Annotated in this window: 27 protein-coding genes; 21 read left to right on the top strand and 6 right to left on the bottom strand. The window is 35.9% G+C overall.

Features of this window, described 5'->3' with window-relative positions:
* Positions 1–52: 52 nt before the first annotated feature.
* Both AC2CGR_RS18330 and pyc read left to right on the top strand, forming a co-directional pair.
* On the top strand, positions 53–1,231 hold the full coding sequence (locus AC2CGR_RS18330) for an FtsW/RodA/SpoVE family cell cycle protein (protein ID WP_087966250.1): 1,179 nt from the start codon (positions 53–55) through the stop codon (positions 1,229–1,231).
* A gap of 333 nt (positions 1,232–1,564) precedes the next feature.
* Positions 1,565–5,011, top strand: a complete 3,447-nt coding sequence (gene pyc, locus AC2CGR_RS18335) for a pyruvate carboxylase (protein WP_270184838.1) — start codon at positions 1,565–1,567, stop codon at positions 5,009–5,011.
* A gap of 77 nt (positions 5,012–5,088) precedes the next feature.
* On the opposite strand, the gene ctaA is transcribed toward pyc, so the two are convergent.
* Positions 5,089–6,024, bottom strand: coding sequence for a heme A synthase (gene ctaA, locus AC2CGR_RS18340; protein WP_484481045.1), 936 nt, complete (start codon positions 6,022–6,024; stop codon positions 5,089–5,091).
* A gap of 497 nt (positions 6,025–6,521) precedes the next feature.
* On the opposite strand from ctaA, the gene ctaB reads away from it, so the two are divergent.
* From ctaB to ctaG, 6 genes are all read left to right on the top strand, one after another.
* Positions 6,522–7,445, top strand: a complete 924-nt coding sequence (gene ctaB, locus AC2CGR_RS18345) for a protoheme IX farnesyltransferase (RefSeq protein ID WP_001015054.1) — start codon at positions 6,522–6,524, stop codon at positions 7,443–7,445.
* 93 nt (positions 7,446–7,538) lie between these two features.
* Positions 7,539–8,588 carry a cytochrome c oxidase subunit II gene (coxB, locus tag AC2CGR_RS18350; RefSeq protein ID WP_000745271.1) on the top strand — a complete coding sequence of 350 codons (1,050 nt, stop codon included), beginning with the start codon at positions 7,539–7,541 and terminating at the stop codon, positions 8,586–8,588.
* Between the two features lie 60 nt (positions 8,589–8,648).
* Positions 8,649–10,484, top strand: coding sequence for a cytochrome c oxidase subunit I (gene ctaD, locus AC2CGR_RS18355; RefSeq protein ID WP_001972749.1), 1,836 nt, complete (start codon positions 8,649–8,651; stop codon positions 10,482–10,484).
* Positions 10,484–11,107, top strand: coding sequence for a cytochrome c oxidase subunit III (ctaE, locus tag AC2CGR_RS18360; RefSeq protein ID WP_000557861.1), 624 nt, complete (start codon positions 10,484–10,486; stop codon positions 11,105–11,107). Before ctaD ends, ctaE begins: the two co-directional genes overlap by 1 nt.
* 3 nt (positions 11,108–11,110) lie before the next feature.
* Entirely contained in the window at positions 11,111–11,443 is a 333-nt protein-coding gene (gene ctaF / locus AC2CGR_RS18365) for a cytochrome c oxidase subunit IVB (RefSeq protein WP_000985703.1), read from the top strand.
* An 85-nt stretch (positions 11,444–11,528) separates the two neighbouring features.
* Positions 11,529–12,434 carry a cytochrome c oxidase assembly factor CtaG gene (gene ctaG / locus AC2CGR_RS18370; protein ID WP_048530645.1) on the top strand — a complete coding sequence of 302 codons (906 nt, stop codon included), beginning with the start codon at positions 11,529–11,531 and terminating at the stop codon, positions 12,432–12,434.
* Positions 12,435–12,470: 36 nt separating this feature from the next.
* Here ctaG and AC2CGR_RS18375 read toward each other — a convergent pair whose 3' ends face one another.
* Positions 12,471–12,836 carry a YugN family protein gene (locus AC2CGR_RS18375; RefSeq protein WP_087966254.1) on the bottom strand — a complete coding sequence of 122 codons (366 nt, stop codon included), beginning with the start codon at positions 12,834–12,836 and terminating at the stop codon, positions 12,471–12,473.
* A 205-nt stretch (positions 12,837–13,041) separates the two neighbouring features.
* On the opposite strand from AC2CGR_RS18375, the gene AC2CGR_RS18380 reads away from it, so the two are divergent.
* From AC2CGR_RS18380 to AC2CGR_RS18405, 6 genes are all read left to right on the top strand, one after another.
* Positions 13,042–14,076, top strand: coding sequence for a CAP domain-containing protein (locus AC2CGR_RS18380; RefSeq protein WP_029438043.1), 1,035 nt, complete (start codon positions 13,042–13,044; stop codon positions 14,074–14,076).
* A 145-nt stretch (positions 14,077–14,221) separates the two neighbouring features.
* Positions 14,222–14,659 (top strand): YlbD family protein, encoded by a 438-nt coding sequence (gene ylbD / locus AC2CGR_RS18385; RefSeq protein WP_087966256.1) that lies wholly within the window; start codon positions 14,222–14,224, stop codon positions 14,657–14,659.
* Between the two features lie 11 nt (positions 14,660–14,670).
* On the top strand, positions 14,671–14,916 hold the full coding sequence (locus AC2CGR_RS18390; protein ID WP_001200990.1) for a YlbE-like family protein: 246 nt from the start codon (positions 14,671–14,673) through the stop codon (positions 14,914–14,916).
* An 82-nt stretch (positions 14,917–14,998) separates the two neighbouring features.
* Positions 14,999–15,571, top strand: a complete 573-nt coding sequence (locus tag AC2CGR_RS18395) for a histidine phosphatase family protein (RefSeq protein WP_131102637.1) — start codon at positions 14,999–15,001, stop codon at positions 15,569–15,571.
* A 116-nt stretch (positions 15,572–15,687) separates the two neighbouring features.
* Positions 15,688–16,140, top strand: a complete 453-nt coding sequence (locus AC2CGR_RS18400; protein ID WP_000634351.1) for a YlbF/YmcA family competence regulator — start codon at positions 15,688–15,690, stop codon at positions 16,138–16,140.
* Positions 16,141–16,266: 126 nt separating this feature from the next.
* Positions 16,267–16,533: a YlbG family protein gene (locus tag AC2CGR_RS18405; protein ID WP_002080814.1), complete on the top strand. Its 267-nt coding sequence runs from the start codon at positions 16,267–16,269 to the stop codon at positions 16,531–16,533.
* A 54-nt stretch (positions 16,534–16,587) separates the two neighbouring features.
* Here AC2CGR_RS18405 and AC2CGR_RS18410 read toward each other — a convergent pair whose 3' ends face one another.
* A complete protein-coding gene (locus AC2CGR_RS18410) occupies positions 16,588–16,977 on the bottom strand; it encodes a DUF7147 family protein (protein WP_000616011.1) in 390 nt (129 codons plus the stop codon).
* Between the two features lie 503 nt (positions 16,978–17,480).
* Here AC2CGR_RS18410 and rsmD point away from each other — a divergent pair.
* Together rsmD and coaD are read left to right on the top strand one after the other, a co-directional pair.
* Complete coding sequence (rsmD, locus tag AC2CGR_RS18415) at positions 17,481–18,047, top strand: 16S rRNA (guanine(966)-N(2))-methyltransferase RsmD (RefSeq protein WP_087966261.1); 567 nt, start codon at positions 17,481–17,483, stop codon at positions 18,045–18,047.
* A complete protein-coding gene (coaD, locus tag AC2CGR_RS18420) occupies positions 18,044–18,535 on the top strand; it encodes a pantetheine-phosphate adenylyltransferase (RefSeq protein WP_000200596.1) in 492 nt (163 codons plus the stop codon). Before rsmD ends, coaD begins: the two co-directional genes overlap by 4 nt.
* Here coaD and ylbJ read toward each other — a convergent pair.
* Entirely contained in the window at positions 18,527–19,756 is a 1,230-nt protein-coding gene (gene ylbJ / locus AC2CGR_RS18425; protein ID WP_270184839.1) for a sporulation integral membrane protein YlbJ, read from the bottom strand. The genes coaD and ylbJ overlap by 9 nt on opposite strands.
* Before the next feature lie 113 nt (positions 19,757–19,869).
* Between ylbJ and AC2CGR_RS18430 the strand changes: the two genes are divergently transcribed.
* Both AC2CGR_RS18430 and AC2CGR_RS18435 read left to right on the top strand, forming a co-directional pair.
* Complete coding sequence (locus tag AC2CGR_RS18430) at positions 19,870–20,661, top strand: patatin-like phospholipase family protein (RefSeq protein WP_087966266.1); 792 nt, start codon at positions 19,870–19,872, stop codon at positions 20,659–20,661.
* Positions 20,654–21,679 (top strand): SepM family pheromone-processing serine protease, encoded by a 1,026-nt coding sequence (locus tag AC2CGR_RS18435; protein ID WP_087966268.1) that lies wholly within the window; start codon positions 20,654–20,656, stop codon positions 21,677–21,679. The genes AC2CGR_RS18430 and AC2CGR_RS18435 overlap by 8 nt, the downstream gene beginning before the upstream one ends.
* A 24-nt stretch (positions 21,680–21,703) precedes the next feature.
* Here AC2CGR_RS18435 and AC2CGR_RS18440 read toward each other — a convergent pair whose 3' ends face one another.
* Positions 21,704–22,945: a nucleotidyltransferase gene (locus tag AC2CGR_RS18440; RefSeq protein ID WP_165507139.1), complete on the bottom strand. Its 1,242-nt coding sequence runs from the start codon at positions 22,943–22,945 to the stop codon at positions 21,704–21,706.
* Positions 22,946–23,098: 153 nt separating this feature from the next.
* Between AC2CGR_RS18440 and AC2CGR_RS18445 the strand changes: the two genes are divergently transcribed.
* The 3 genes from AC2CGR_RS18445 to AC2CGR_RS18455 all read left to right on the top strand — a co-directional run bounded on the left by AC2CGR_RS18445 (position 23,099) and on the right by AC2CGR_RS18455 (position 24,475).
* On the top strand, positions 23,099–23,599 hold the full coding sequence (locus AC2CGR_RS18445) for a YceD family protein (protein WP_000872144.1): 501 nt from the start codon (positions 23,099–23,101) through the stop codon (positions 23,597–23,599).
* Between the two features lie 61 nt (positions 23,600–23,660).
* On the top strand, positions 23,661–23,834 hold the full coding sequence (gene rpmF / locus AC2CGR_RS18450; protein WP_001984764.1) for a 50S ribosomal protein L32: 174 nt from the start codon (positions 23,661–23,663) through the stop codon (positions 23,832–23,834).
* Between the two features lie 131 nt (positions 23,835–23,965).
* Entirely contained in the window at positions 23,966–24,475 is a 510-nt protein-coding gene (locus AC2CGR_RS18455; RefSeq protein WP_087966273.1) for an RsfA family transcriptional regulator, read from the top strand.
* Positions 24,476–24,508: 33 nt separating this feature from the next.
* Here the strand turns inward: AC2CGR_RS18455 and AC2CGR_RS18460 are convergent, their stop codons facing one another.
* Positions 24,509–24,982, bottom strand: coding sequence for an N-acetyltransferase (locus AC2CGR_RS18460; RefSeq protein ID WP_087966275.1), 474 nt, complete (start codon positions 24,980–24,982; stop codon positions 24,509–24,511).
* Positions 24,983–25,165 lie beyond the last annotated feature (183 nt).

The raw sequence follows: 25,165 nt of genomic DNA on the forward strand, positions 1-25,165 counted from the left end.
TGTACATATGGAATACAACAATAATTAAATTGAAACAGAGAGAGGAAATGAAATGAAAAGAGTATGGAAATCAATGGATTATTCATTATTACTTCCTCTTGTTATCTTATGTGTGCTGGGAGTTATAATGGTATATAGTTCTAGTTCCATTGTTGCGATTTCGAGGTTTGATAAACCAGCAAATTTCTTTTTTAAAAGACAATTGATTACTTTAGCCGCTGGGACAATAGTATTAATAATTCTTGCTATTATTCCATATAAAGTGTGGAGAAAACGAATCTTTTTATTGGGGAGTTATGGAATTAGTGTAGCATTATTAGCAGCAGCTGCCTTTTTTGCTAAAGCAGTAAATGGTGCAAATGGATGGATATTTGGAATACAGCCTGCGGAATTTGTTAAGATAACAGTTATTCTCGTATTGGCTCATTTCTTTGCGAAGAGGCAAGAAACGAATACGTCTGTTTTTAAAGGGTCAGGACCAGTACTTTTGGGTGTTGGTTTAATCATGTTTTTAATTTTAAAGCAAAATGACTTAGGTACCGATATGTTAATTGCGGGAACAGTAGGAATTATGTTTCTTTGTTCAGGAGTTAATGTTAATTTGTGGATAAAGAGATTCTTGTTAACGTCTATAGTATGGGCTCCGGCGTTGTATTTCCTTGGGAGTTATAAATTAAGTCAGTACCAAAAAGCACGGTTTTCCGTTTTTCTTGATCCATTTAGCGATCCACAAAAGGATGGATTTCAATTAATAAATTCGTTTATTGGAATTGCTTCGGGAGGGCTAAATGGTAGAGGATTAGGAAATAGTGTACAAAAGTATGGTTACTTACCAGAGCCGCAAACAGATTTTATTATGGCAATTATATCAGAAGAACTTGGTTTTATAGGTGTAGCGATCATTTTGATTTGTTTATTGCTTATAATTATTCGGGCATTTAGAGTTGCACAAAAGTGTAAAGATCCATTTGGAAGTTTAATAGCTATCGGAATTGCAAGTTTGTTTGGAGTCCAAACATTTGTTAATGTCGGTGGTATGTCCGGATTAATACCACTTACGGGAGTTCCTTTACCGTTTGTTAGTTATGGCGGGAGTTCCTTATTAGCTAATCTACTCGCGATGGGGCTATTATTGAATATTGCTAGTCATGTAAAACGACAAGAGAAACAACAGAACGAGACAGTTAAAGAAAGAGAACAAGATGGACCACGTCTTGTAGTTGTAAAATAAAAACACATTGTGCTTTAGAGCGCGATGTGTTTTTTTATTTTTAAGACAAGTTAAATGTGATGTATTAATTGACTTTGATATCAAAAGATATATCACATTTAATTTAATGTGATATACAATTAAGTTGTTAGAAAAGGAAGAGGTATGCTATACTATTTTTGTGAAACAAATTGTACAGAAAACTTATCATTTGTTAAAAAATAAGGTATGATGGATAAAAATAAAGTGAAGCTTTCTAAGTATAATATAATGTAGAAAGTGAAGAACTTCACGCTCTTTAGGGTGTGTACATATTTTATCTCTAGAGTGGTAGGAAAGTAGAGGGGGAAAATCATGACAAAGCTGCAACGTATTCAAAAAGTATTGGTAGCTAACCGTGGAGAGATTGCAATTCGTGTGTTTCGAGCTTGTTCGGAACTGGGATTAAAAACAGTTGCAATCTATTCTAAAGAGGATAGTGGTTCTTATCATCGTTATAAAGCCGATGAATCCTATTTAGTTGGGGAAGGAAAAAAGCCAATTGATGCTTATCTAGATATTGAAGGCATTATTGAGATTGCGAAAAGTAATCATGTAGATGCAATCCACCCTGGATATGGTTTCTTGTCAGAAAATATTCAATTCGCAAAACGTTGTGAAGAAGAAGGGATTATCTTTATCGGCCCAAAAAGTAAGCATTTAGATATGTTTGGAGATAAAGTAAAAGCAAGAACACAAGCGCAGCTAGCACAAATTCCAGTTATTCCTGGTAGTGATGGGCCAGTAGATTCATTAGAAGAAGTCAAAGAATTTGCTGAAAAGTATGATTACCCGATTATTATTAAAGCTTCCCTTGGCGGTGGCGGTCGTGGTATGCGTATTGTACGTAATAGTGAAGAATTAAGAGAATCGTATAATCGAGCGAAGTCAGAAGCAAAAGCAGCCTTTGGTAATGATGAAGTATACGTAGAAAAATTCGTTGAAAAACCTAAACATATAGAAGTTCAAATTTTAGCAGATGAAGAGGGCAATGTTGTTCATTTATACGAGCGAGACTGTTCTGTACAACGTCGTCATCAAAAAGTAGTAGAAATTGCACCTAGTGTGTCGCTTTCAGATGATTTGCGTCAGAGTATTTGTGATGCTGCTGTGAAATTAACAAAAAATGTAAATTATTTAAACGCAGGGACAGTTGAATTTCTTGTAAAAGATGATAATTTCTATTTCATTGAAGTAAATCCGCGTGTTCAAGTAGAACATACAATTACAGAAATGATTACAGGAGTCGATATCGTTCAATCACAAATTTTAATAGCTGATGGACATGCGTTACATAGCAAATTGGTGGGTGTTCCAAAGCAAGAGGAAGTTGTTGTACATGGATTTGCAATACAATCTCGTGTAACGACTGAGGATCCACTAAATAATTTCATGCCGGATACAGGAAAAATTATGGCATATCGATCAGGTGGTGGCTTCGGGGTTCGTCTTGATACAGGTAATAGTTTCCAAGGTGCTGTTATTACACCGTACTATGACTCTTTACTTGTAAAAGTTACAACATGGGCACTTACTTTTGAACAAGCTGCTGCAAAAATGGAACGTAACTTAAAAGAATTCCGTATTCGTGGTATTAAAACTAATATTCCATTCCTAGAGAATGTAGTAAAACATAAAAACTTCTTATCAGGGGAATATGACACTTCATTTATCGATGCGTCACCTGAACTATTCTTGTTCCCGAAACGTAAAGACCGCGGAACGAAAATGTTAAATTACATTGGGACAGTAACAGTAAATGGCTTCCCGGGAGTAGGGAAAAAAGAGAAACCAATTTTCCCAGATGCTCGTATACCGAATGTATTACACTCAGAGTCAATCCAAAATGGAACGAAACAAATTTTGGATGAGCGTGGAGCAGACGGATTAGTAAAATGGGTACAAGATCAAAAACGTGTACTTTTAACGGATACAACATTCCGTGATGCGCATCAGTCATTACTTGCAACGCGTATTCGTACAAAAGATTTACATCACATTGCAGAGCCGACAGCGAGAATGTTACCGAACTTATTCTCAGCGGAAATGTGGGGCGGTGCAACGTTTGATGTTGCGTATCGTTTCTTAAAAGAAGATCCTTGGGAACGATTACTAGATCTTCGTGAAAAAATGCCAAATGTTTTATTCCAAATGTTACTTCGTTCTTCAAACGCAGTTGGTTACAAAAACTATCCGGATAATTTAATTCAAAAGTTTGTGGAGTGTTCTGCTCAAGCTGGAATTGATGTGTTCCGTATTTTTGATAGCTTAAACTGGGTAGAAGGTATGAGAGTTGCGATTGATGCTGTACGAGATACTGGTAAAATTGCAGAAGCAACTATGTGTTACACAGGGGATATTCATGATCCATTGCGTAGTAAATATGATTTAAATTACTATAAAAATTTAGCAAAAGAATTAGAAGCATCAGGAGCCCACATTTTAGGTATTAAAGATATGGCGGGCTTACTAAAACCAAACGCAGCATATGATTTAGTTTCAGCATTAAAAGAGACGGTATCGATTCCGATTCACCTGCACACACACGATACGAGTGGAAATGGGATATTAACGTATACGAAAGCAATTGAAGCAGGTGTTGATATCGTCGATGTAGCAGTAAGTTCTATGGCTGGTCAAACGTCACAACCAAGTGCGAACACGCTATACTATGCGTTAGGCGGAAACGAAAGACAGCCAGATGTTAATATAGATTCATTAGAAAAACTATCTCATTATTGGGAAGATGTACGTAAATACTACGCACCGTTTGAAAGCGGTATGAATGCTCCTCATACAGAGGTATATATGCACGAAATGCCAGGCGGACAGTATAGTAATTTACAACAACAAGCGAAAGCGGTTGGCTTAGGAGATCGTTTCGATGAAGTAAAAGTAATGTACCGCCGTGTGAATGACATGTTTGGTGATATTGTTAAAGTAACGCCATCATCTAAAGTTGTCGGTGATATGGCATTATTCATGGTTCAAAATCACTTAACAGAACAAGATGTTTTAGAGCGTGGACATTCTATGGATTTCCCAGGATCTGTTGTTGAAATGTTCTCTGGAGACTTAGGACAACCGTATGGTGGTTTCCCGAAAAAGTTACAAGAAATTATTTTAAAAGGGAAAGAACCATTAACAGTAAGACCAGGTGAATTATTAGAACCAGTAGATTTCGACGCGTTAAAAGAAGAGCTATTCCATAAACTTGGACGCGAAGTGACGATTTTTGATGTAGTGGCATATGCATTATATCCAAAAGTATTTATGGATTACGAAAAAGTTGCTGAGATTTATGGGAATGTATCTGTGCTTGATACACCGACATTCTTCTATGGTATGAGACTTGGTGAAGAAATCGATGTGGAAATTGAACAAGGTAAAACATTGATGGTTAAACTAGTATCAATCGGAGAGCCTCAGCCAGATGGAAATCGTGTTCTTTACTTGGAGTTTAACGGTCAACCACGTGAGATTGTTGTGAAAGACGAAAGTGTGAAAGCAACAGTTGCACAACGTGTGAAAGGAAACCGTGAAAATCCAAACCACATTAGCGCAACAATGCCAGGAACGGTTATTAAAGTAGTTGTAAAAGAAGGCGATGAAGTGAAAAAAGGCGATTCTATGGCAATTACAGAAGCGATGAAAATGGAAACGACAGTTCAAGCGCCGTTCAATGGTAAAGTGAAAAAAGTATATGTTAACGATGGAGATGCAATTCAAACGGGTGACTTACTCATTGAATTAGATCACTAAAATAAAAAAGAGTTGTGGAAACACAGCTCTTTTTTATTACGAAAAAATACCTTGCCAATTCGGCAAGGTATTTTCATTTATTTTGTTTGTTTAGAAGTTGATGCAGCTTCTTTTGCATTCACTTTACTTCTTGTACCTAACATAACTAAATAGCATAGTACAGCAAACAAGCAAGAAATGAATAGGGAATGTAATAATGCCATTGATAAACTAGCATTTGTAAATACGACTAAAATTCCTACTATAGCTTGAAGTGTAACAAGGATAAATGAGATGATCCATCCCCAGTATACGACAGGTTGCTGTTTGTAATGGCGGATAGCGAGAATCATCGCGTATAGTATCCAAGCGAAAATTAACATCGCTGCAACTCTATGGCCCATTTGAACCCATTCATGTAGTTGAGTTGGCATAGGTCTGTTTTTGCTACATAAAGGAAAGTCTGGACAGGCTAAGCTAGCTCGTTCGTGACGTACTAAAGCCCCTGTGTAGACGACAATATAACTGTAAATTGTTACACCATAAATATGAAATTTCATTTTTTTGTCCATAATAAGTGAACGTGCATCAAATTTTTGGTCAATTTCAAAGATAAGACACGTTAATAAAATGACAGAAGCAAATGAAATTAAGGAGATACCGAAATGGATAGCAAGTACAGCTGGCATTTGTCCCCAAACAACCGCTGCGGCTCCCATTAATGCTTGTGCAACTAAAAATACGAAGGATAAAATTGCTAACGTTTTTGTTTCGCGCACATGTTTATAATATTTCCAGGACAAAATACAAAGGAGAGTAACAAAAATTCCTGCTGATCCTGATGTAAGGCGATGACTTAGTTCTATAATAGTTTCCATTGATAAATTAGATGGAACAAATTCACCGTTACAAAGTGGCCATGACTTACCGCATCCTTGGCCAGATCCTGTTTTTGTAACTAAGGCGCCTCCTAATAAAACTATTAATAAATCAAGACTCGTAATGACTGCTAACCATTTAATAAAGCGTTGCAATCTCTTTCACCATCTTTCTGCTATGAAGTTATTGCGAAATATTTTCATTCCATTATGTATAGAATAAAACGCGCTAGTTCCTATGATATATAAAAAATAATAAAATAGCAAAGAAATGGAGGAGGAAGACAGGGGAGAGAAAACGGGTGTGGAAATAAGATTTACAAGGAAATTTTTAGGTGAAAAATAGGCTATTTTGAAAAGAAATGGGGAGAATACGTGTTAAATATGACAAAAAAGTTTATTATAGAAGGTAACATCATGTTATGATATGGATAAGTAAGAATTAAGTTTTTTATATTCGACACAAAAAGTTCATGTTTTCTTCACAAAATGTTCGGGAAATATGATTTAATATATTGGAGTATGGGCGTAGATTAGTAGTAGAATGGGTTAACAATGTTTCTACTGTAATAATATTGCTATATAGAAGCGAAATATTTCATTTGAAATAGGCGCAAAAAGAAAGATGAAAGTTTTAAGAGGGGGTTAAAGTGATGAACCATGCAACAAGTGAGCTGCATGATGAGTCTGCTGTTACAAGTGTACCGGAAACAACTCGGATACAAGATTTAAAAGCACTCGTTAAAATGGGGATTGTAAACTCAAATACACTTACTGTATTTACAGGATTTTGGTTGGCATTACACTTTAATGGATTAAGTGTAATGGACAATTTGGATAAGTTATTCTTTACAATCGTTGGTTCTGGATTAGTTATGGCAGGGGTATGTTGTTTAAACAACTACATTGATCGAGACATCGATCCATTAATGGAAAGAACAAAGACACGTCCAACGGTTACTGGAAAGTATAAACCAGGATTTGCACTTACATTTGGACTAGTCATATTACTTCTTGGTTTTGTATTTTTATTATTAACAACACCAATGGCAGTCTTAATGGGATTTATTGGTGCTTTCACATATGTTGTTCTATATAGTTTATGGACAAAAAGAAAGTATACACTAAATACTGTTGTAGGTAGTATATCCGGTGCAGTTCCACCTTTAATTGGATGGGCAGCAATCGATCCATCTTTAGGCCATCCAATTGCTTGGATGTTATTTTTAATTATGTTTATTTGGCAAATCCCACATTTCCTTGCATTAGCAATGAAACGTGTTGATGAATATCGAAATGCAGGAATTCCAATGCTTCCTGTAGTTCATGGATTTGAAATTACGAAACGCCAAATTATGATTTGGACAGTATGTTTATTACCACTACCATTTTATATGAGTGGACTAGGGATAACATTTATGGTAATTGCAACACTGCTTAACATCGGATGGATCGTTTTAGGATTTTATGGCTTCCGTAAGAAAGATGACATCAAATGGTCTGTGCAAATGTTTGTTTATTCCCTAAATTATTTAACAATCTTATTTGTATCAATGATTGTAGTTACATTCTTCTAAGACAACGACATAATTGGATTTCTTTACGTTGAGATTTACTTTACTTAACTATAAAGTACAATCTAATTCACAAGGAAAGTGGGGGTTGTTTGTATGAAGAAACAGTGGCGACTGCTTTCGTTCGTTTCACTGCTGGCTTTACTGTTAGGGGGATGCGGTAAAGCCTTTCAATCTACTTTAATTCCGCAAGGAGAAGTAGCAAAAATGCAATATGATCTGCTCTTACTAGCAAGTGCAATCATGGTAGGAGTAGTACTAGTAGTTACTATTATTTTCTTATATGTAATTGTGCGTTTCCGACAAAAGAAAGGTCAGGAAGATTATATTCCGGAGCAAGTTGAAGGGAATCACAAACTAGAAATTATATGGACAGTTATTCCGATTATTCTTTTGCTAATCTTAGCTGTTCCGACGGTTACATATACATTCAAACTTGCTGATGTAAGTGCGATGGAGAAAAAGAATATTGATAAAGATACTATCGTTGTTGATGTAACAGCGAATCTTTATTGGTGGGAATTTTCTTATAAATCAGAAAAGATAGTAACTTCTCAAGATTTAGTCATCCCCACAGGTAAGAAAGTGTATTTGAATTTGAAGGGTGCCGATATTAAACATTCGTTTTGGGTTCCATCTTTAGCTGGGAAAATGGATACAAATACAGACAATGTGAACAAAATGTGGTTAAAGGCAGATAAATCGGGCACTTATAATGGTTTTTGTACAGAATTTTGCGGCCCATCACATTCTTTAATGCAATTCAAAGTGAAAGCTTTAGATGAAAGCGAGTACAAAAAATGGCTTGCTGATATGAAGAAAATTGATGGGAAGAAAGAAGTAGCTTCAACAAAGGCGCAAGAGGGCCAAGAAATATTTAATAAAAGCTGTATTGGTTGTCACGCAGTTGGATCTAATGATAGTAGACCACCTTCCGCTCGTATCGCACCAAACTTAGCAAACTTTGCGGATCGCGATACAGTTGCCGGCATTGCTGAAAACAATGAAGAAAACTTAAAAAAATGGCTGAAAGATCCCGAAAATATGAAACCAGGAAATAAAATGACTGGTAAATATGGCAACTTAACAGACGATCAAATTGATGCATTAAATGCATACTTACAAACGTTAAAAGTTGAAAAGTAAAGAGGGATTATTCGCGAAGGGGAGGTTGAAAACGTGAGTTCTGTAGCAAAAAAACAGGGGATGGGTGCTGTCATATGGGATTATTTAACGACAGTAGACCATAAAAAGATTGCCATTCTCTATTTAATTGCAGGTGGATTGTTTTTTGTAATAGGCGGAATAGAAGCTCTATTTATTCGCCTTCAATTAGCGATTCCTAACAACGCTTTTCTTGTTGGGGATGCTTATAATCAAGTATTAACTATGCACGGTACAACAATGATTTTCCTCGCAGCTATGCCACTCGTGTTTGCATTTATGAACGCCGCTGTACCGCTTCAAATTGGTGCACGTGATGTAGCGTTCCCGTTTTTGAATTCACTCGGATTTTGGTTATTTTTCTTTGGTGGAGTATTTTTAAATTTAAGTTGGTTTTTAGGTGGAGCACCTGATGCAGGATGGACATCTTATGCATCTTTAGCTTTAGCCTCTAAAGGCCATGGTGTTGATTTTTATGTACTTGGCTTGCAAATCTCTGGTATTGGTACATTAATTGGAGGTATTAACTTCCTTGTAACCATTATTAATATGCGTGCGCCAGGGATGACGTATATGCGTATGCCGATGTTTACATGGACGACATTTGTAACATCTTCGTTAATATTATTTGCTTTTCCACCGTTAACTGTAGGATTAGGACTTTTAATGTTAGACCGTTTATTTGGAACAAGTTTCTTTAATCCAGCACTGGGCGGGAATACAATTATATGGGAGCATTTATTCTGGATTTTCGGTCATCCAGAAGTATACATTCTTATACTCCCAGCTTTCGGAATATTCTCAGAAATCTTCGCGACGTTTTCGAAAAAACGATTATTTGGTTATTCGTCAATGGTGTTTGCGACAGTGTTAATTGGATTTTTAGGATTTATGGTATGGGCGCATCATATGTTTACTGTTGGACTTGGTCCAGTTGCCAATGCTATTTTCTCAGTTGCAACAATGGCGATTGCGGTTCCGACTGGTATTAAAATATTCAACTGGCTCTTTACGATGTGGGGCGGAAGTATTCGTTTTACGACACCGATGATGTGGGCAGTAGCTTTCATTCCATCATTCGTAATGGGTGGAGTTACAGGTGTTATGCTAGCATCTGCACCAGCTGATTATCAATTTCATGATAACTATTTCGTAGTAGCGCACTTTCATTATGTAATTGTCGGCGGTGTTGTATTTGGTTTACTTGCAGGAGCTCACTATTATTGGCCACTGATGTTTAATAAAGTATTAAATGAAACGTTAGGGAAAATAACATTTTGGTTGTTCTTTATCGGTTTCCATTTAACGTTCTTCATTCAGCATTTCCTTGGGTTAATTGGTATGCCGCGTCGTTACTACACATATCTTGAAGGTCAAGGGTTGGAAATGGGAAATATGATTAGTTCTATTGGAGCGGTGTTTATGGCTCTTGGAACGATTGTGCTTCTATTCAATGTAATTAAAACAACAGTATCAAAAGAAAAAGCTGGTCGTGATCCATGGGATGCACGTACGCTAGAATGGACAATGCCAGCACCTACACCGGAATATAACTTTAAACAATTACCATTTGTTCGCGGATTAGATCCGTTTTGGATTGAAAAACGTGAAGGGAATAAAGAGATGACAGCGGCGGAACCAGTTGGTGATATTCATATGCCAAATCCATCATTTTCACCATTTATCATTTCTTTCGGATTGTTTATAGCGGCATTTGGTGCAATGTATATGCAGGGTGGAAAAGATAAGTTTTGGTTATTAGTAGCAATTATTGGTTTAATCATTACGTTTGGTGCAATGTTCCTACGTTCAGTAATCGATGATCATGGATATCATATTCATAAGGAAGATTTAGAAGATAAGGGGGGCAAGGCATAATGCATGTAGATGAAAAATTAACGAATGAAACATTTCCAGCAGAGCCTGAAAAAGCAACCCTTGAGGGGAAAAATAAGTTTGTTGGTTTTTGGTTATTTCTTGGAGGCGAAACAGTATTGTTCGCTTCCTTATTTGGCACATATTTAGCGTTAAAAAATTCTACAAATGGCGGACCAACATCTCAAGAGATGTTCCAAATGCCACTCGTTTTCATTATGACGATGCTTTTATTAACGAGTAGCTTAACGAGCGTATATGCGATGTATCATATGAAAAACTTTAATTTTAAGAAAATGCAGCTTTGGCTACTGGTAACAGTGCTACTAGGATTAGGGTTTTTAGGGTTTGAGATATATGAGTTTTATCATTATACGCATGAATTTAAGCATACTATGAGAAGTAGTGCATTTGGTTCCGCGTTTTATGCTCTTGTTGGTACACATGGACTCCACGTATTGTTTGGGTTGTGTTGGATTTTAACATTAATCTTTAGAAATGCGAAGAGAGGTCTAAATTTATACAATGCACCGAAGTTTTATGTTGCATCGATTTATTGGCACTTTATTGACGTAGTTTGGGTGTTTATTTTCACTGTAGTATATTTAATGGGAATGGTGGGATAAACAATGGCGATAAAGCAAACGAATAATCCTAAAGTTGATCTTGTTTATCGGAAAAGAAAAAGTGCGGAGGAAATGAAGCATCAAGTTATTACATTTGCATTAATGATATTTTTAACATTAGTTGCATTTGTAGCAGTAGCATATCCGAAAACTTTCAGCCCGACTTTCTCAGTACCATTTATTTTACTATTAGCGGTGGTACAAGTAATTTTTCAATTGTACTATTTTATGCATATGAGTCATAAAGGTCATGAAGCAGCGAGTTTCTTTCTTTATTCTGGTCTGTTAATCGGGTTAATTACAATTTTAGCTTTTATGACAATTGTGTGGATTTGAAAAGTGAAGAATAAGGGAGCTTGTGTTGTCGCAGCTCCCTCTTCATATTATGTGAAAGGATAACCTTAAGAAGGTAGGTGTGACAATGAGTAACTTGTGGATATTTGGTTTTCAAGCGCTATGGAGTCCAATCTTTTTATTATTTATGCTTTCGATCCTCATTGGATATTTTTTAATTATTGGGCCATATAGAATGCGATTTGAACATGCGACGAAGGTAAGTAAGAAGCAAGTTTTTTATTTTACGACCGGGATTGTTCTTTTGTATTTTGTAAAGGGAGGGCCTATTGATTTAATTGGTCATATTATATTTAGTGCGCATATGTTTGAAATGGCAGTCATGTATATTGCCGTTCCGCCATTGTTGTTGCTTGGTATACCAGTTTGGTTATATCGTTATATTACTTCTTTTAAGTTCGTTCAAATTATATTAAAGATATTTGCTAAGCCGCTTATTGCATTGTTTGTATTTAATGGCCTGTTTTCTTTTTATCATTTACCAGTTGTTTTTGATACAGTAAAACAAAGTCAAATTGCTCATCCTATCTGTCTCGCTATATTGTTCTTTACGGCAATCATGATGTGGTGGCCGATGCTAAATCCATTACCAGAATATCAAACGTTAAGTGATATAAAGAAACTTGGTTATATGTTTGCTAACGGTATATTATTAACGCCAGCTTGCGCGTTAATAATTTTTGCGACGGCGCCGTTGTTTGCAACGTATACGGATCCGGCTGCTTGGATGAAGGCGATGGAACTATGTGTACCAGCGGGAACTTTATCTGATTTAAATATAACTGGACCAGAATTTTTACACTGGATGCCGGTCGTACAAGACCAACAAACAGGGGGCATCATTATGAAAATTGTCCAGGAAATAGTGTACGGTACAATTATTGGTTATGTGTTCTTTCGATGGGCGCGTCGAGAGCGTGAAAAGGATAAAGAGCAGTTACAACAATTGCCGCCGTATTTACAAACGAAATAAAAGTGAGTGCATCATATTGATGCACTCACTTTTATTTTACTCAATGATTTGGAATTCTTTTAACTCTTTTTCGACATTTTGTAGGAGTTGTTCGCTTTTTTGAAGTACATTTGTTGGAAAAACTTCACCATCACCATATTCAACGCCATGAGGATAATAGTGTTTACCTAATAAGGGAGGTAGTAGCTTTATTTCAGCGTGTCTACTACCAATGTCACCTTCAACAGCTAAACCTTGTACACGTAAATAATAAACATCGTTTAATATTTCGAATTTATAATCGTATGTAACTCGTTCATAATCCCATTGTCCAGCAAGTACAAAATGGTTCTTTTCCATAATCTCTGTTAATAGTGTTAAATCAACGACTGCCCCATTAAATTTCGTATTTGTAAATTGCATATAATACCTCCTTTTTTCATGTTACATCATTATTTTTATAATAGTATGAATAGTAAGAAAGTGCAATTCATATTGAGAGAAAAGGGATAATCCAGACTTTTTTTGCGAAAATATGATATAGTGAAAAGAGTACGGTACACACAAAAAGGAAAGAAAAGGATTTGTGTATATCTCAATTTTATGTTTTCTGCAGGAGGTATATCGATTGAAGAAATTATTGCGTATCGTAATGATTACAATTTTAATTTTAGCTGTTGATTTATATGGGAAATTGCTCGTTTCGCAATATATATTAACCCCATCTCAATCAAAGCAAGAAAATAAAATTGTGAAAAAGAAAAAACAAGTAAATGAAGACTCTTCCGATACTGTTTTAAATATGATTGGTGGGGACTCTGAAAATTTATTAGCAAAATGGGGCGAACCTTCTCGAATAGAGCCATCTGCTTATGGATATGAATGGTGGGTATACAATCAAGATTTAGCTCAGTATGTTCAATTTGGGGTTGCTGAACGTAAAGTTGTAACAGCGTATGTCGCTGGTGAGCAAGTTAAGGTGCCACCTTATTATATAAATGAAAAGTATGAAGATGTGTATAAAAAGAATCCACTCTCACATGAGATTTCATTAAAAAGAGGGAAGAATAGTTATCAATTTGAGTTATCTGATACCGAAGTGATGGAGCAACCATTAATACCTGTAGAGGATGGCTGGGCACAATTATATTTTGATCATTTTACGCATGAGCTTGTTGGTGTTCGTTATATGGATGACGAAACGTTATTACGTCAAAGACCGTATCAGCTCGTTTATTCAGGTGAATTACTAGCAGAACAACCATTAACTCCAGATAAAATGAAACAAATAGAGAATGGGAATATGCAACAAATTTTTGATTTAACAAATATTATTCGAAGTCGTCATAATTTACCGTTATTAGCTTGGGATCAACAAACGGCAGAGGTGGCAATCGGTCATAGTAAAGATATGAAGGATAATAATTACTTTTCACACGATTCACCTACATTAGGTACGTTAGGAGATCGTTTGCAGCGCGGGAAAGTAGGATTCCAACTTGCGGGTGAAAACATAGCGGCGCAACATAGTGATGGAGTTGCGGCATTGCAAGGTTGGTTAAATAGTGAGGGACATCGAAAGAATTTATTGAATGAACAATTTACAGGATTAGGTGTAGGAGTATACGATAAGTTTTATACACAAAATTTTATTCGGAAATAAAGTGAAACTGTAACTTGTGGATGGGAATCTTACCCTATGCAAATAGTAGGATAAAAAGGTGCATGAATCGTCTAAAAATAGGCGAACCATGTGCCTTTTTTTTCTTACTATATAGTAGGTAGATATACATGAAGAGGTGAGGATTATGCCAACAACAAAAGGACCGTTACATCCATCGGTTCAACAGTTTAAAGAGTTTGTAAACCATCACCCTAAAATGGTTCATGAAGTTCGAAGTGGTCATAAAACTTGGCAACAGTTTTATGAGGAATGGTACTTACTTGGTGAAGAAGATCCGATATGGGCAACTTTTAGACCTGATGGAGCGCCTCCTTTTTCTTCGGTAAAAGAAAATAAAAAAGAAAAAGATAATCGAACTGAAGAGGAAAAAACTGCTGATGTGATGGGACAAATGCTTTCTTTCTTTAAAAAGCTAGATGTGGAACAAATGCAACATCATTTAGCTAATGTGACGAGTGCTATTGGTAGTGTGCAACAAGTTTTTCAACAATTTCAAGGGAAACGCACGCAGCAAGAAGAGAGTACTTCAGAAAATAATCCATTTTTCTTTCAGAAGGATTAGGGGGAAAGCGGATGAGAGCAGAAATTATGGAGTTTATAAAAGCGGATGAGGATTTATCTCGCTACATTAGGGAGCAACCTTACTGGTATAGAAAGCTAACGAGAAATCCTGAAGAAAAAGAGGCATTTGAGTTAGCGGCTATGCAACATTTCAAAAAAACGATACCAGATAAAGTTGAGAAGTTTCAAAATCAATTGGCGGTTGCTTCCATTATGATTGATATGTTTCAGTATATGAAGCAGCAAAATGCAACATAATTGGAAGGGAAAACTATGTCCGTCATGCAGAACTTTTGATACAATAGAAGCGGATTATTTAAAAAGGAGTTGCAGCATGAGCATGACGGAAATTTGTTTAGTACGACATGGACAAACTGATTGGAATTTTCAAGAGATTATTCAGGGACGTGAAGATATTCCGCTTAATGAAGTGGGGAAGAAGCAAGCAAGTCAAAGTGCAGCTGCTTTGCAAGCGGAGGCATGGGATATAATTATAAGTAGCCCATTAATTAGAGCGCACGAAACAGCTAAGGAAATTGCAGGGGCAACTGGATTACAATCAATTTTATTAGATGAGCGATTTGTTGAACGTAATTTTGGAGAAGCTTCTGGAAAGCCGGTTGCGACTGTTAGGGAATTAATTGCAGAAGGTAAAGTAGAGGGTATGGAGCAAGATGAAGAAATTGTAGCTCGTTGTTTTGCTGCGGTAAAAGATGTTGCAGAAACTCATTCTGGCAAACGTATTATCATTGTAGCCCATTCACATGCGATAAAAGCGATTTTACATGCAATTGCACCGGAAGATATTTCGTTTAAGACACCGTTAAAAAACGCATGTATTAGTTATGTGAATGAAAATAGTGGGAAGTGGGATGTTCTTAAATACAATATTGCGGAACATATTAATGTATAAATGTCTACTGAAAGTATATAAAAAATAGTTAGAATGATATCTTTCTGTTTAGTGAGACACTTCAATTAGTAGTTCTATTCTAAATGTGGTATGATAAATACTCGGAGGTGTCTCTCATGATTGTAGCGACGCTAGAAAGCGTATTAATATTAGATAAGGCAGAGCAGCTTGCAAAAGCGATCATCTGTTCAGATATAGCAGAAGATTATCGTAAATGTTATAAAGATTTGCATGAAGATATGGAAGTTCAGACGTTAATTCAGCAATTTACAGCGATGAAAGAACGATATGAGGAAGTGCAACGTTTCGGTAAATATCATCCTGACTATACTTTCGTTTCGACGAAAATGAGGGAATTAAAGCGTTCTGTAGATTTACATGATAAGATTGCAGCTTTTAAACGAGTAGAAACGGCTTTACAAAAGTTGTTAGATGAAGTTAGTGTAGCAATCGGTTCTGAGGTGTCCTCTTCCATCAAAGTTCCAACAGGGAATCCATTTTTTGATGCTGGTGGCTGTGGTGGCGGTTGTGGTACCGGCGGAGGTTGCGGTTGTAAAAAAACGGGGTAAATCACCCCGTTTTTTAGAAGATAGAAGAAAACGTATACAGAGTTTGTCCTGTAATGTCATAAATTTCGGATTGGTTTTCATAAAATATAAAATATATGTTTTTAAAAGGAGAAGATGGAGAAGATTATGTTCGGGCAACGACAAAGTATGATTGTTTATTTACATTCATTGAAACATGCCAAGATTTTAAGGAAATATGGTAACATACATTACATATCAAAACGCTTAAAATACGCAGTAGTATATTGTGATATGGAACAAATTGAGCATATGATGCAAAAGTTGAACAAACTTCCTTTTGTGAAAAAGATAGAACAGTCGTACCGCCCGTATTTAAAAACGGAATTTGAAAATTCACGTCCTGATCGGGCAAAAGAATACGATTATAGCTAATAGAAAAAATCCCCTGCTAATTTTAGTAGGGGATTTTTCACTTGAAATAACACATTATTTCATTGGAGGGATAAAATTATTCATTCGTAAAATACCAATTAAATGATTGAAAAACAGTTCTTTTTCTGGGAAAGTTGTGGATGGTTTTACCGTAAAGGTAGTCACTTTTTTTCCAAGTTGTTCTGCCGTTTCTTCAAATAAAATGACGCGTTTACTTTTTTTATTTTCAAGTACAGGAATGCCTTCACGACATATGTATAATGGTTGGAAATCACCAGTAGTAGTTGGTTTTAATATTACAACAAGTGAGCACACTTTTTTTTCGTTTTTAATCGTTTCAAATTGTAACATATGTGTTATACGTTCTTGATTTGCTTTGGCAATTTCAAGTAATTCATATAAATCAGAGTAGCCCTCTCCGAGTTCTATAAAGCGTTGAATCATATCTTTTCCTCCTCTTTCTTTTACTGTATCATCTCACTTTTCAAATGAAAAGTAGACAAAGAAAAAAAACCCTGCAAAGCAGGGCCCTTCTTATACTAGCATGTACTAGTAAGAAGGCAAAGGGAGAGGAGAAACCGGAGGAAGAACTTATGGGGAAACGTAAGTCTTCTCCGCGGTTGGCAACAACATCGAAGGTGATGTTGTTATAATTATTTATGTCCAATCTAAATGAAGATATACATGTTGAAATTAAATTTTATGTTGGGCTTTTTATTTTTCTTTTTTTTATTTTATGATAGGATAAAAAAGATAAAGTGGAACGAATAGTTCGTGTTAGCGAATGGTGAGATGAATACATAAAAATACAGAGCGGTTATTTTAAGCTAAGTTCTTCTAGTGTTTGTTGAAAGATGAACGGAATCGTAAAGTTTGGTAGCGGTTACCGAATGGAGAAGGGCTTTCTATAATTGCTCGATAGATTGAAATAAAGGTAGTGACAACAGATGAGAGTAGTTTCAGGAAAATGTAAAGGACACCCGCTTAAAGCGGTGCCAGGTAATACAACACGTCCAACGACGGATAAAGTAAAAGAATCAATTTTTAATATGATAGGCCCTTATTTTGATGGAGGTGTCGCTCTTGATTTATTTGGCGGTAGCGGTGGTCTTGGAATTGAAGCGATAAGTAGAGGGATTGATAAAGCGATTTTTGTTGATCGAGACAATAAAGCGATAAAGGTAATCCATCAAAATTTAGAAAGTTGTAGAATACAGGAACAAGCTGAAGTATATCGAAATGATGCAGAACGTGCGATAAAAGCACTTATAAAACGTGAAATATCATTCGATCTTATATTAATTGATCCTCCATATAAAGATCAAAAAATTATATCTTTAATTAGTGTAATGGATCAACATGGATTGCTACATAACCATGGTTTAATTATGGCGGAGCATGGTAATGATGTAGTTTTACCTGAGTCTATAGGAAGACTTGTAAAAGTGCGAGCTGAAAATTATGGCATTACAGCGATATCGATTTATAAGTATGAAGGTGAGGGGACGGAATGACAAGTATAGCTATTTCTTCGGGAAGTTTTGATCCAATTACTCTTGGGCATCTGGATATTATTAAAAGGGGAGCAAAAGTATTTGATGAGGTATACGTAGTTGTTTTAAACAACTCGTCAAAAAAACCGTTCTTTTCAGTGGAAGAGCGCTTAGATTTAATTCGAGAAGCAACAAAGGATATTCCTAATGTAAAAGTAGATTCACATAGTGGACTACTAGTTGAGTATGCGAAAATGCGTAATGCGAACGCGATTTTACGTGGGTTACGAGCGGTTTCTGATTTTGAATATGAGATGCAAATTACTTCTATGAATCGAAAATTAGATGAAGACATTGAAACCTTTTTTATTATGACAAACAATCAATATTCATTTTTAAGCTCGAGCATTGTGAAAGAAGTTGCGAGATATGGGGGAAGCGTAGTAGATCTTGTACCTCCTGTTGTAGAACGTGCTTTAAAAGAAAAGTTTCAAACCCCGTTAAAGTGAACGGGGTTTTTCTTTGTTGCTCCGAAAAAATAATAAGATGACATATACATATAAACAAAATAATGTAAATATCGGTCCGTGGTGTACAAAAGATGTCCAAATTTCATGCAATATAGAAGAATGATTCGATAAAAAGACAGGGATATCTTTTTGCATAGGTGAAAAAGAGCTTACTTTTTCATAAAATGGTTTCCAAAATATAAAAGTAAAAATAGGAGCAAGAATACTTTGGATAATTCGTGCGAAAAAATAGGGCTTAAATCGGATGTCTGTTTCAGCTAATATGCTAGCGACTTGCGCCTGAATAGAAAGGCCGCTAAATGCTAAAATAAAGCTTGTTACCATAGCTTGCTGCAGGAGGGGTGTTTCATTTATTTGACTAATCATTTGGCTTCCGAGTGTCATTTCAAAAATGCCAGATAATATTGGGATACTAAATTCGGTAGTTAGTTGGAAGAATGATAAAATATGTTGCATAATAAAAGAGAGGGCTGCTGTAATATGAAATACAGTAATCATTTTATTTAAAACAGAGAATAAAATAATGAATCCACCAATCATAAGTAACGTTTGAATAGAAGAAACGATAGCGTCCCCAAGTAATTTTCCTATTGGTCTTTTTTCTTGCATACGTGTCTCGTGTAGGATTGAAAAAGGGTTTTGAAAAGGGCGTTTTTTAGTAACATGTTTATCATGCGTGGAAATGTTGTTATTGCCGTAAAAACGCATCAGTAACCCGACGGCAAAATTACTTAAATAATGTGCAGCAGCTAATACGACTCCTAATTTTGGATTATTGAAAAAACCGATAGAAACAGCCCCGAAAATAAAAAGTGGATTGGATGAGTTTGTAAAAGATACGAGGCGCTCTGCTTCAATTTGTGTTAGTTGATTGCTTTTGCGCAGTCTAGCGCTTAATTTGGCGCCAGCGGGAAATCCTGAAGCCATTCCCATTGCCCAAACAAATCCGCCTATTCCTGGAACGCGGAAAAGTGGTCGCATAAGTGGTTCTAATATAACGCCTATAAATTTTACAACACCAATACTAATGAGAAGTTCGGCAATGATAAAAAACGGTAAAAGTGAAGGGAATACAACTTCCCACCATATATTTAACCCTCGAATGGAAGCTTGTAAAGCAGCTTGGGGGTGGAGTACAAGAGAAAAGGTTAAAAAAAGTGTTGATATGGTAAGGAAAGCCGTTTTCCATTTTTCATACATGTAAGTAAATCCCCCTTTGTCCCAAAAAACGTTCATTTCAGTATACGTGGATACGTAGTGAATTTAGACCATAAGTATGAAAAAGGAATGAAAAAAATTAAAGGGTGAGAAAAATGAAAGAACCGAAAATTGGCTTAGCTCTTGGATCTGGGGGCGCAAAAGGTTTTGCTCATATTGGTGTTATAAAGGTTTTAAGAGAAAATGATATACCGATTCACCTGATTGCAGGAAGTAGTATGGGGGCTTTAGTAGGTACATTTTATGCAGCTAGTTCAAACGTTGAAAGACTGTATAAAATGGCAAATGTTTTTAAGAGGAAGTATTATTTGGATTTTACGGTTCCGAAAATGGGGTTTATTGCTGGAAAACGTGTCAAAGATATGATTAAAATGTTTACATATAATAAAAATTTAGAAGAGTTAGATATCCCGACGGCTGTTGTGGCTACTGATATCTTGAAGGGGGAAAAAGTAGTTTTTACAAGTGGTCCAGTTGCAGAGGCGGTGAGAGCTAGTATTTCTGTACCTGGAGTGTTTGTGCCAGAGAAAATAGATGGACGATTATTGGTAGATGGCGGAGTAATTGATCGCATCCCAGTATCGGTTGTGAAAGAGTTAGGTGCCGATATTGTCATTGCTGTTGATGTATCGCCGATTAAAGTAAATGGAGAGGTTACGTCTATTTATGATGTAATTATGCAGAGTATTGAAATTATGCAACATGAGCTTGTGATGAATCGGCAAATTGCGTCTGACTTAATGATGCGCCCAGCTGTAGAACAATTTAGTTCCCGTGCTTTTACAAACATTGAAGACATTATTCGAGTTGGAGAGGTAGAAGCGGAAAAGCATGTTGCAAATATTCATTTATTAATTGAGCAGTGGAAGGAGAAACATAATGTTTAAGCGTTTTCGGTTTATATATGCAATTTTAATAGGGGTTATATTGGCAATGTTACTTGTTTACGTACGCCTGCCATATTATGTAACAAAACCAGGAATGGCTGCCAAATTAGAGCCTTACGTTCAAGTTGAGGGGGGAACGAAAGAATCTGGTGATTTTATGCTTGTTACAGTTTCGATGGGACCGGCAAATGTGGTGAATTTAATAGCGGCACAGTTTAATAAATATACACATATTTCGAAAGCGGAAGAAATATTGCAAAAAGGTGAAAGTGATGAAGAATATCAATTTCGCCAAAATTATGCGATGAAAGATTCGCAAAATGCAGCAATCTATAATGCTTATAAACGTGCAAATCGTACTGTTTCTTTTGAAAATAAAGGTGTGTTGGTTGCTGGTGTAGCGAAAGGGATGCCGTCAGAAGGAAAGCTTAAACTTGGAGATGTCATCATTGCTGTCGACGGAAAAACATTTGAAAAGACGGAACAATTTATTGAATATATGACAGGGAAAAAAGAAGGAGATACAGTAAGTATTGAGTACAAGAGGGATGGGAAACAGTTAAAAGAAAATTTAAATGTAAAGACTATTCCGAATGGAAATGGACGTGTTGGTATAGGTGTTTCTATCGTTACGGAAAGAGAATTAGTAGTAGATCCGAAAGTGAAAATTGACTCTCATGAAATAGGTGGACCATCGGCAGGTCTAATGTTTACATTAGAAATATATAATCAACTGGTGGAAGATGATTTAACAAGAGGGCATGAAATAGCTGGAACAGGGACGATCAATGAAAAGGGAGAAGTTGGCCCGATTGGTGGTATTCAGCAAAAAGTAGTTGCTGCAAGTGATGCTGGTGCTGAAGTGTTCTTTGCGCCAAATGAAAAAGGTGCGGAAAAATCGAATTATAAAGATGCACTTGAGGCTGCGAAAGATATTAAAACAAAAATGAAAGTTGTACCAGTTGATACGCTGGATGATGCATTAATGTATTTGGAAAAAATGGGCGAGAAAAAATAAACCTCTCTGAAAAAGAGAGGTTTTTTATAGAAATTTTGCAGCTGTTTCATCATAACGAATTGGATGGTGTGTTGCATCTTGTTTTAGTAGTTGTGTTCGCAATGGTTCTTGCATGATGGAGAAATATACAGAATTGGCTTTTCGCTCTATGTGTAAAGTAGGATGCTCAAATGTTTTTGTGTGGGTAAGGATCGGAAGCTCTATTTTTTTCTTGTTTTTTGAAAGGTAAGTTTGTCCTTTTTGTGACATGCCTAGTAGACGAATGTATGGTGCGTGTTGCTCTATGTTTGCGCAATGTATTTCTTCTTTTGTTGTATTTGTTAAAATATGTGTACAAGCTCTTTGTAATCTAGTCCACGTATAACGCTTCGTTTTTAATGCTTCCATGAATGAATGGAAGGAGGGACTGGTTTGTATTTTTGATAAAATACGATGCTCTAAACCTTCTTCTATTTCATATATATGTCGTAAGTCTTCTGGAGACATCGTCATGAGTTTGTATTTGAAAAATGAAAAGTACTGTTCCCAATTATGTAAAATCCCGTAGTTTTGTTTGTAACTTGCTAAAAGAGCAGCAGTCGCTTTTGGAATAAAAGGCTCAATTTCTGCGAAGGAACTATTTTCGCTAAAAAGTTGTTTGCGAATACTTGTTGCACTTGCTATATGTTGGTCGTTAAATGTTTCATCATGATAATGAGATGCGAATCTTTTTATCGTTTGTGGTTGTATAGAACTATTTTGCGTCAGGATTGCTTTCATGTATTGGAAACCTAAAATATTATTTGGTTGAGACATGTCTATGTTTTTTTCAGAAGGTAAAATGTGTAGGAAAGCTTCTGATGTAGCTTTTGCGTAACTATTACCTGCGTTCATATAATGCTTTACAAGATGATTAAAAGTCTCTTCTTCATTTTTTTGCACAGAAATGGTGTTATAGAAATTTTCTATTTTTCCATCTTCACTACCGAAACAAATTTCAGAAACGTGTAGGGCGTTTAAAATGGAAATAGCGCCATCTGCAAAGGTTTCAGCCTTTTGTGTTGAAAAGGCATATGGAAGCTCTACAACAAGGTCTACACCGCATGATAAGGCCATTTTGGTGCGATACCATTTGGATATGAGTGCGGGCTCACCGCGCTGTAAAAAAGGGCCACTCATAACAGCGATTGTAATATCAGAGTGTGTTAACTTTTTTGTTTGTTGCACATGATAATCATGACCGTTATGAAAAGGGTTATATTCAACAACAATACCACTGGCTTTTATGGTAATCTCTCCTTTCGATGTAGCATCTTTTTGAAAAACGTGATACTCTATATAATATTTACTATGATGACTTCATTATAGTGTAAAGAAAAAACATTGACAAATATAAAATGGCTAGCTATAATTTTGTTTGTTGCCTTGAGGTGATATGATATGAAATGGTCCATCCATCAATTGAATAAATTGAGAAATAAAGGATTGACATTGGATGAGATGGTAGATGTAAGTGAGCTAAAAGAGGTCGAGAAAGATATTCGTGAAATTAATCCTGTTCATGTAACAGGAAGAGTTGATTTTGGCTCCGGTAAGTTTACGTTCCATCTACATATAACTGGAAGCATGGTTTTACCGTGTTCTCGCTCTTTAGTAGATGTGACATTACCATTTGACATTAAAACAACTGAGGTGTTCCAAACTTCGCAAGAAGAATTTGAAACTGAAGCTGAAATTCATTGTTTAGAAGGAGAAGTACTTGACTTACTGCCCGTAATCAAGGAAAATATACTTTTGGAGATTCCAATGCAAATTTTCAGTGATGATGTTTCTGGTGGAGCACCGATGCAAGGTCAAGACTGGCAAGTGATTTCGGAAGAAAACAAAGAAAAGACTGTTGATCCAAGATTAGCAGGACTTGCGAAGTTTTTTGACAAATAATCGGAAGACTGGTTCAGGCCTTCATATGAAAATAACTATTTCTTTTAAGGAGGTGGGAAGAATGGCTGTACCTTTTAGAAGAACTTCTAAAACAGTAAAAAGAAAGCGTCGTACGCATTTCAAATTATCAGTACCTGGTATGGTAGAGTGCCCAAGCTGTGGTGAAGCGAAATTAGCTCACCGTGTATGTAAAGCATGCGGTACTTACAAAGGTAAAGAAGTAATCAGCAAGTAATTGCGGGGAAATAAACGTAGAAGATATCTTCTGCGTTTATTTTTTTTTTGTCTTATTCTTTATTTGTTGTATTCTATCTTTTCTAGTAACTGCATATGTTTAATAAAAAATGCATAGGGAGGACTAGAGAGATGGCGACAACAAGACAAGATGCTTGGACTGATGATGAAGATTTGCTTCTGGCAGAAGTAGTACTCCGGCATATTCGAGAAGGTGGAACGCAATTATCTGCCTTTAAAGAAGTGGGAAGACATTTATCTCGTACACCAGCAGCATGCGGCTTTAGATGGAATTCTTACGTTAGAAAGCAATACAAAGAACGTATTGAAGAAGCGAAGCAACTACGTAAAGTAGAAAATTATGAAGTGAAAGAGACAAAGGTATCAGAGCAGCCCACGTCAATTACATTGAATGATGTTATTGATTTCTTGCAAAATTATAAAGATGAAAACTCTTTAATGGTGTTGCAACAGCAAATTGAATCGTTACAAACAGAGAAAGAGAGTCTTTTGGAGCGATTATCAGTATATGAGGAAGAGTATAGAACGTTACTTGATTATATCGATCAAAAAAGAAGTGTAATGGTAGCAGAAAGAAATAATGCTCGTTCGAATGGAAAATTAGAAAAGTTAAAGAAATAAAAAAACAGCTGCTATGCAGCTGTTTTTTATTTCTTATGCAGACTCTTCGTTTGGAACCGCATTCAAATTTGTTTCTGGGTTCCAAACGTAAAAATCACCATTAGGTACTGATACAGGCTGGAAATTTAATTTATCCCAAAAACCAGCTGAATGGATACGTGCGATCGTTTTAATTGGGAACTGTAGCCCCTTCGCATAATTTACAAGCATTTCTCCGAATCCTTGTTTTTGGAAAGTTGGTAACACTTCAAGTTTATAGAGTTCTAGGTAAGTACCTGTAATTTCGAATGGTTCCCCGCCGTCCCTTTTCATATATAGACTCATACGTGCAATTAGTGATCCGCCATAATAAATACCGTAAAATGGAGATTCACTGTCGTTTTCAATAATATTTGCTTGTAATTCTTCTAACATGGATAGCTCTTGAGCTCCGCAGCCTTTAAATTTTTTAAACTCGTCTAATGTTTTATAATTGATGAGCAAGCGCTCAACTTTTGGGAATCCCATAACATCACATCCTTTTCTTATCTTGTTGAATGCAGAAAAGTAAAAATATTTATAATAATATTATAACTCATTTTTTTATTTTTATGAAGATGGTAGTATATTTCTTTTATTATTTTTTTGAGGATTTGCTAAACTAAGAGTAGGAGCATATTAATAAGTAGTATATACATATTGGAAGAAGAG

The organism is Bacillus sp. LSHTCR4 (genome assembly GCF_057197025.1).

Coding starts and splice junctions, on each gene's coding strand:
- coaD (WP_000200596.1), top strand. CDS start 18,044: ATGACAAGTATAGCTATTTCTTCGGGAAGTTTTGATCCAATTACTCTT.
- AC2CGR_RS18435 (WP_087966268.1), top strand. CDS start 20,654: ATGTTTAAGCGTTTTCGGTTTATATATGCAATTTTAATAGGGGTTATA.
- ctaD (WP_001972749.1), top strand. CDS start 8,649: ATGGGTGCTGTCATATGGGATTATTTAACGACAGTAGACCATAAAAAG.
- AC2CGR_RS18410 (WP_000616011.1), bottom strand. CDS start 16,977: ATGATTCAACGCTTTATAGAACTCGGAGAGGGCTACTCTGATTTATAT.
- AC2CGR_RS18460 (WP_087966275.1), bottom strand. CDS start 24,982: ATGGGATTCCCAAAAGTTGAGCGCTTGCTCATCAATTATAAAACATTA.
- ctaB (WP_001015054.1), top strand. CDS start 6,522: ATGAACCATGCAACAAGTGAGCTGCATGATGAGTCTGCTGTTACAAGT.
- AC2CGR_RS18445 (WP_000872144.1), top strand. CDS start 23,099: ATGAAATGGTCCATCCATCAATTGAATAAATTGAGAAATAAAGGATTG.
- coxB (WP_000745271.1), top strand. CDS start 7,539: ATGAAGAAACAGTGGCGACTGCTTTCGTTCGTTTCACTGCTGGCTTTA.
- ctaG (WP_048530645.1), top strand. CDS start 11,529: ATGAGTAACTTGTGGATATTTGGTTTTCAAGCGCTATGGAGTCCAATC.
- pyc (WP_270184838.1), top strand. CDS start 1,565: ATGACAAAGCTGCAACGTATTCAAAAAGTATTGGTAGCTAACCGTGGA.
- AC2CGR_RS18400 (WP_000634351.1), top strand. CDS start 15,688: ATGATTGTAGCGACGCTAGAAAGCGTATTAATATTAGATAAGGCAGAG.
- AC2CGR_RS18330 (WP_087966250.1), top strand. CDS start 53: ATGAAAAGAGTATGGAAATCAATGGATTATTCATTATTACTTCCTCTT.
- rsmD (WP_087966261.1), top strand. CDS start 17,481: ATGAGAGTAGTTTCAGGAAAATGTAAAGGACACCCGCTTAAAGCGGTG.
- AC2CGR_RS18455 (WP_087966273.1), top strand. CDS start 23,966: ATGGCGACAACAAGACAAGATGCTTGGACTGATGATGAAGATTTGCTT.
- AC2CGR_RS18375 (WP_087966254.1), bottom strand. CDS start 12,836: ATGCAATTTACAAATACGAAATTTAATGGGGCAGTCGTTGATTTAACA.
- AC2CGR_RS18405 (WP_002080814.1), top strand. CDS start 16,267: ATGTTCGGGCAACGACAAAGTATGATTGTTTATTTACATTCATTGAAA.
- AC2CGR_RS18395 (WP_131102637.1), top strand. CDS start 14,999: ATGACGGAAATTTGTTTAGTACGACATGGACAAACTGATTGGAATTTT.
- ylbD (WP_087966256.1), top strand. CDS start 14,222: ATGCCAACAACAAAAGGACCGTTACATCCATCGGTTCAACAGTTTAAA.
- rpmF (WP_001984764.1), top strand. CDS start 23,661: ATGGCTGTACCTTTTAGAAGAACTTCTAAAACAGTAAAAAGAAAGCGT.
- ctaF (WP_000985703.1), top strand. CDS start 11,111: ATGGCGATAAAGCAAACGAATAATCCTAAAGTTGATCTTGTTTATCGG.
- ctaE (WP_000557861.1), top strand. CDS start 10,484: ATGCATGTAGATGAAAAATTAACGAATGAAACATTTCCAGCAGAGCCT.
- AC2CGR_RS18390 (WP_001200990.1), top strand. CDS start 14,671: ATGAGAGCAGAAATTATGGAGTTTATAAAAGCGGATGAGGATTTATCT.
- ylbJ (WP_270184839.1), bottom strand. CDS start 19,756: ATGTATGAAAAATGGAAAACGGCTTTCCTTACCATATCAACACTTTTT.
- AC2CGR_RS18430 (WP_087966266.1), top strand. CDS start 19,870: ATGAAAGAACCGAAAATTGGCTTAGCTCTTGGATCTGGGGGCGCAAAA.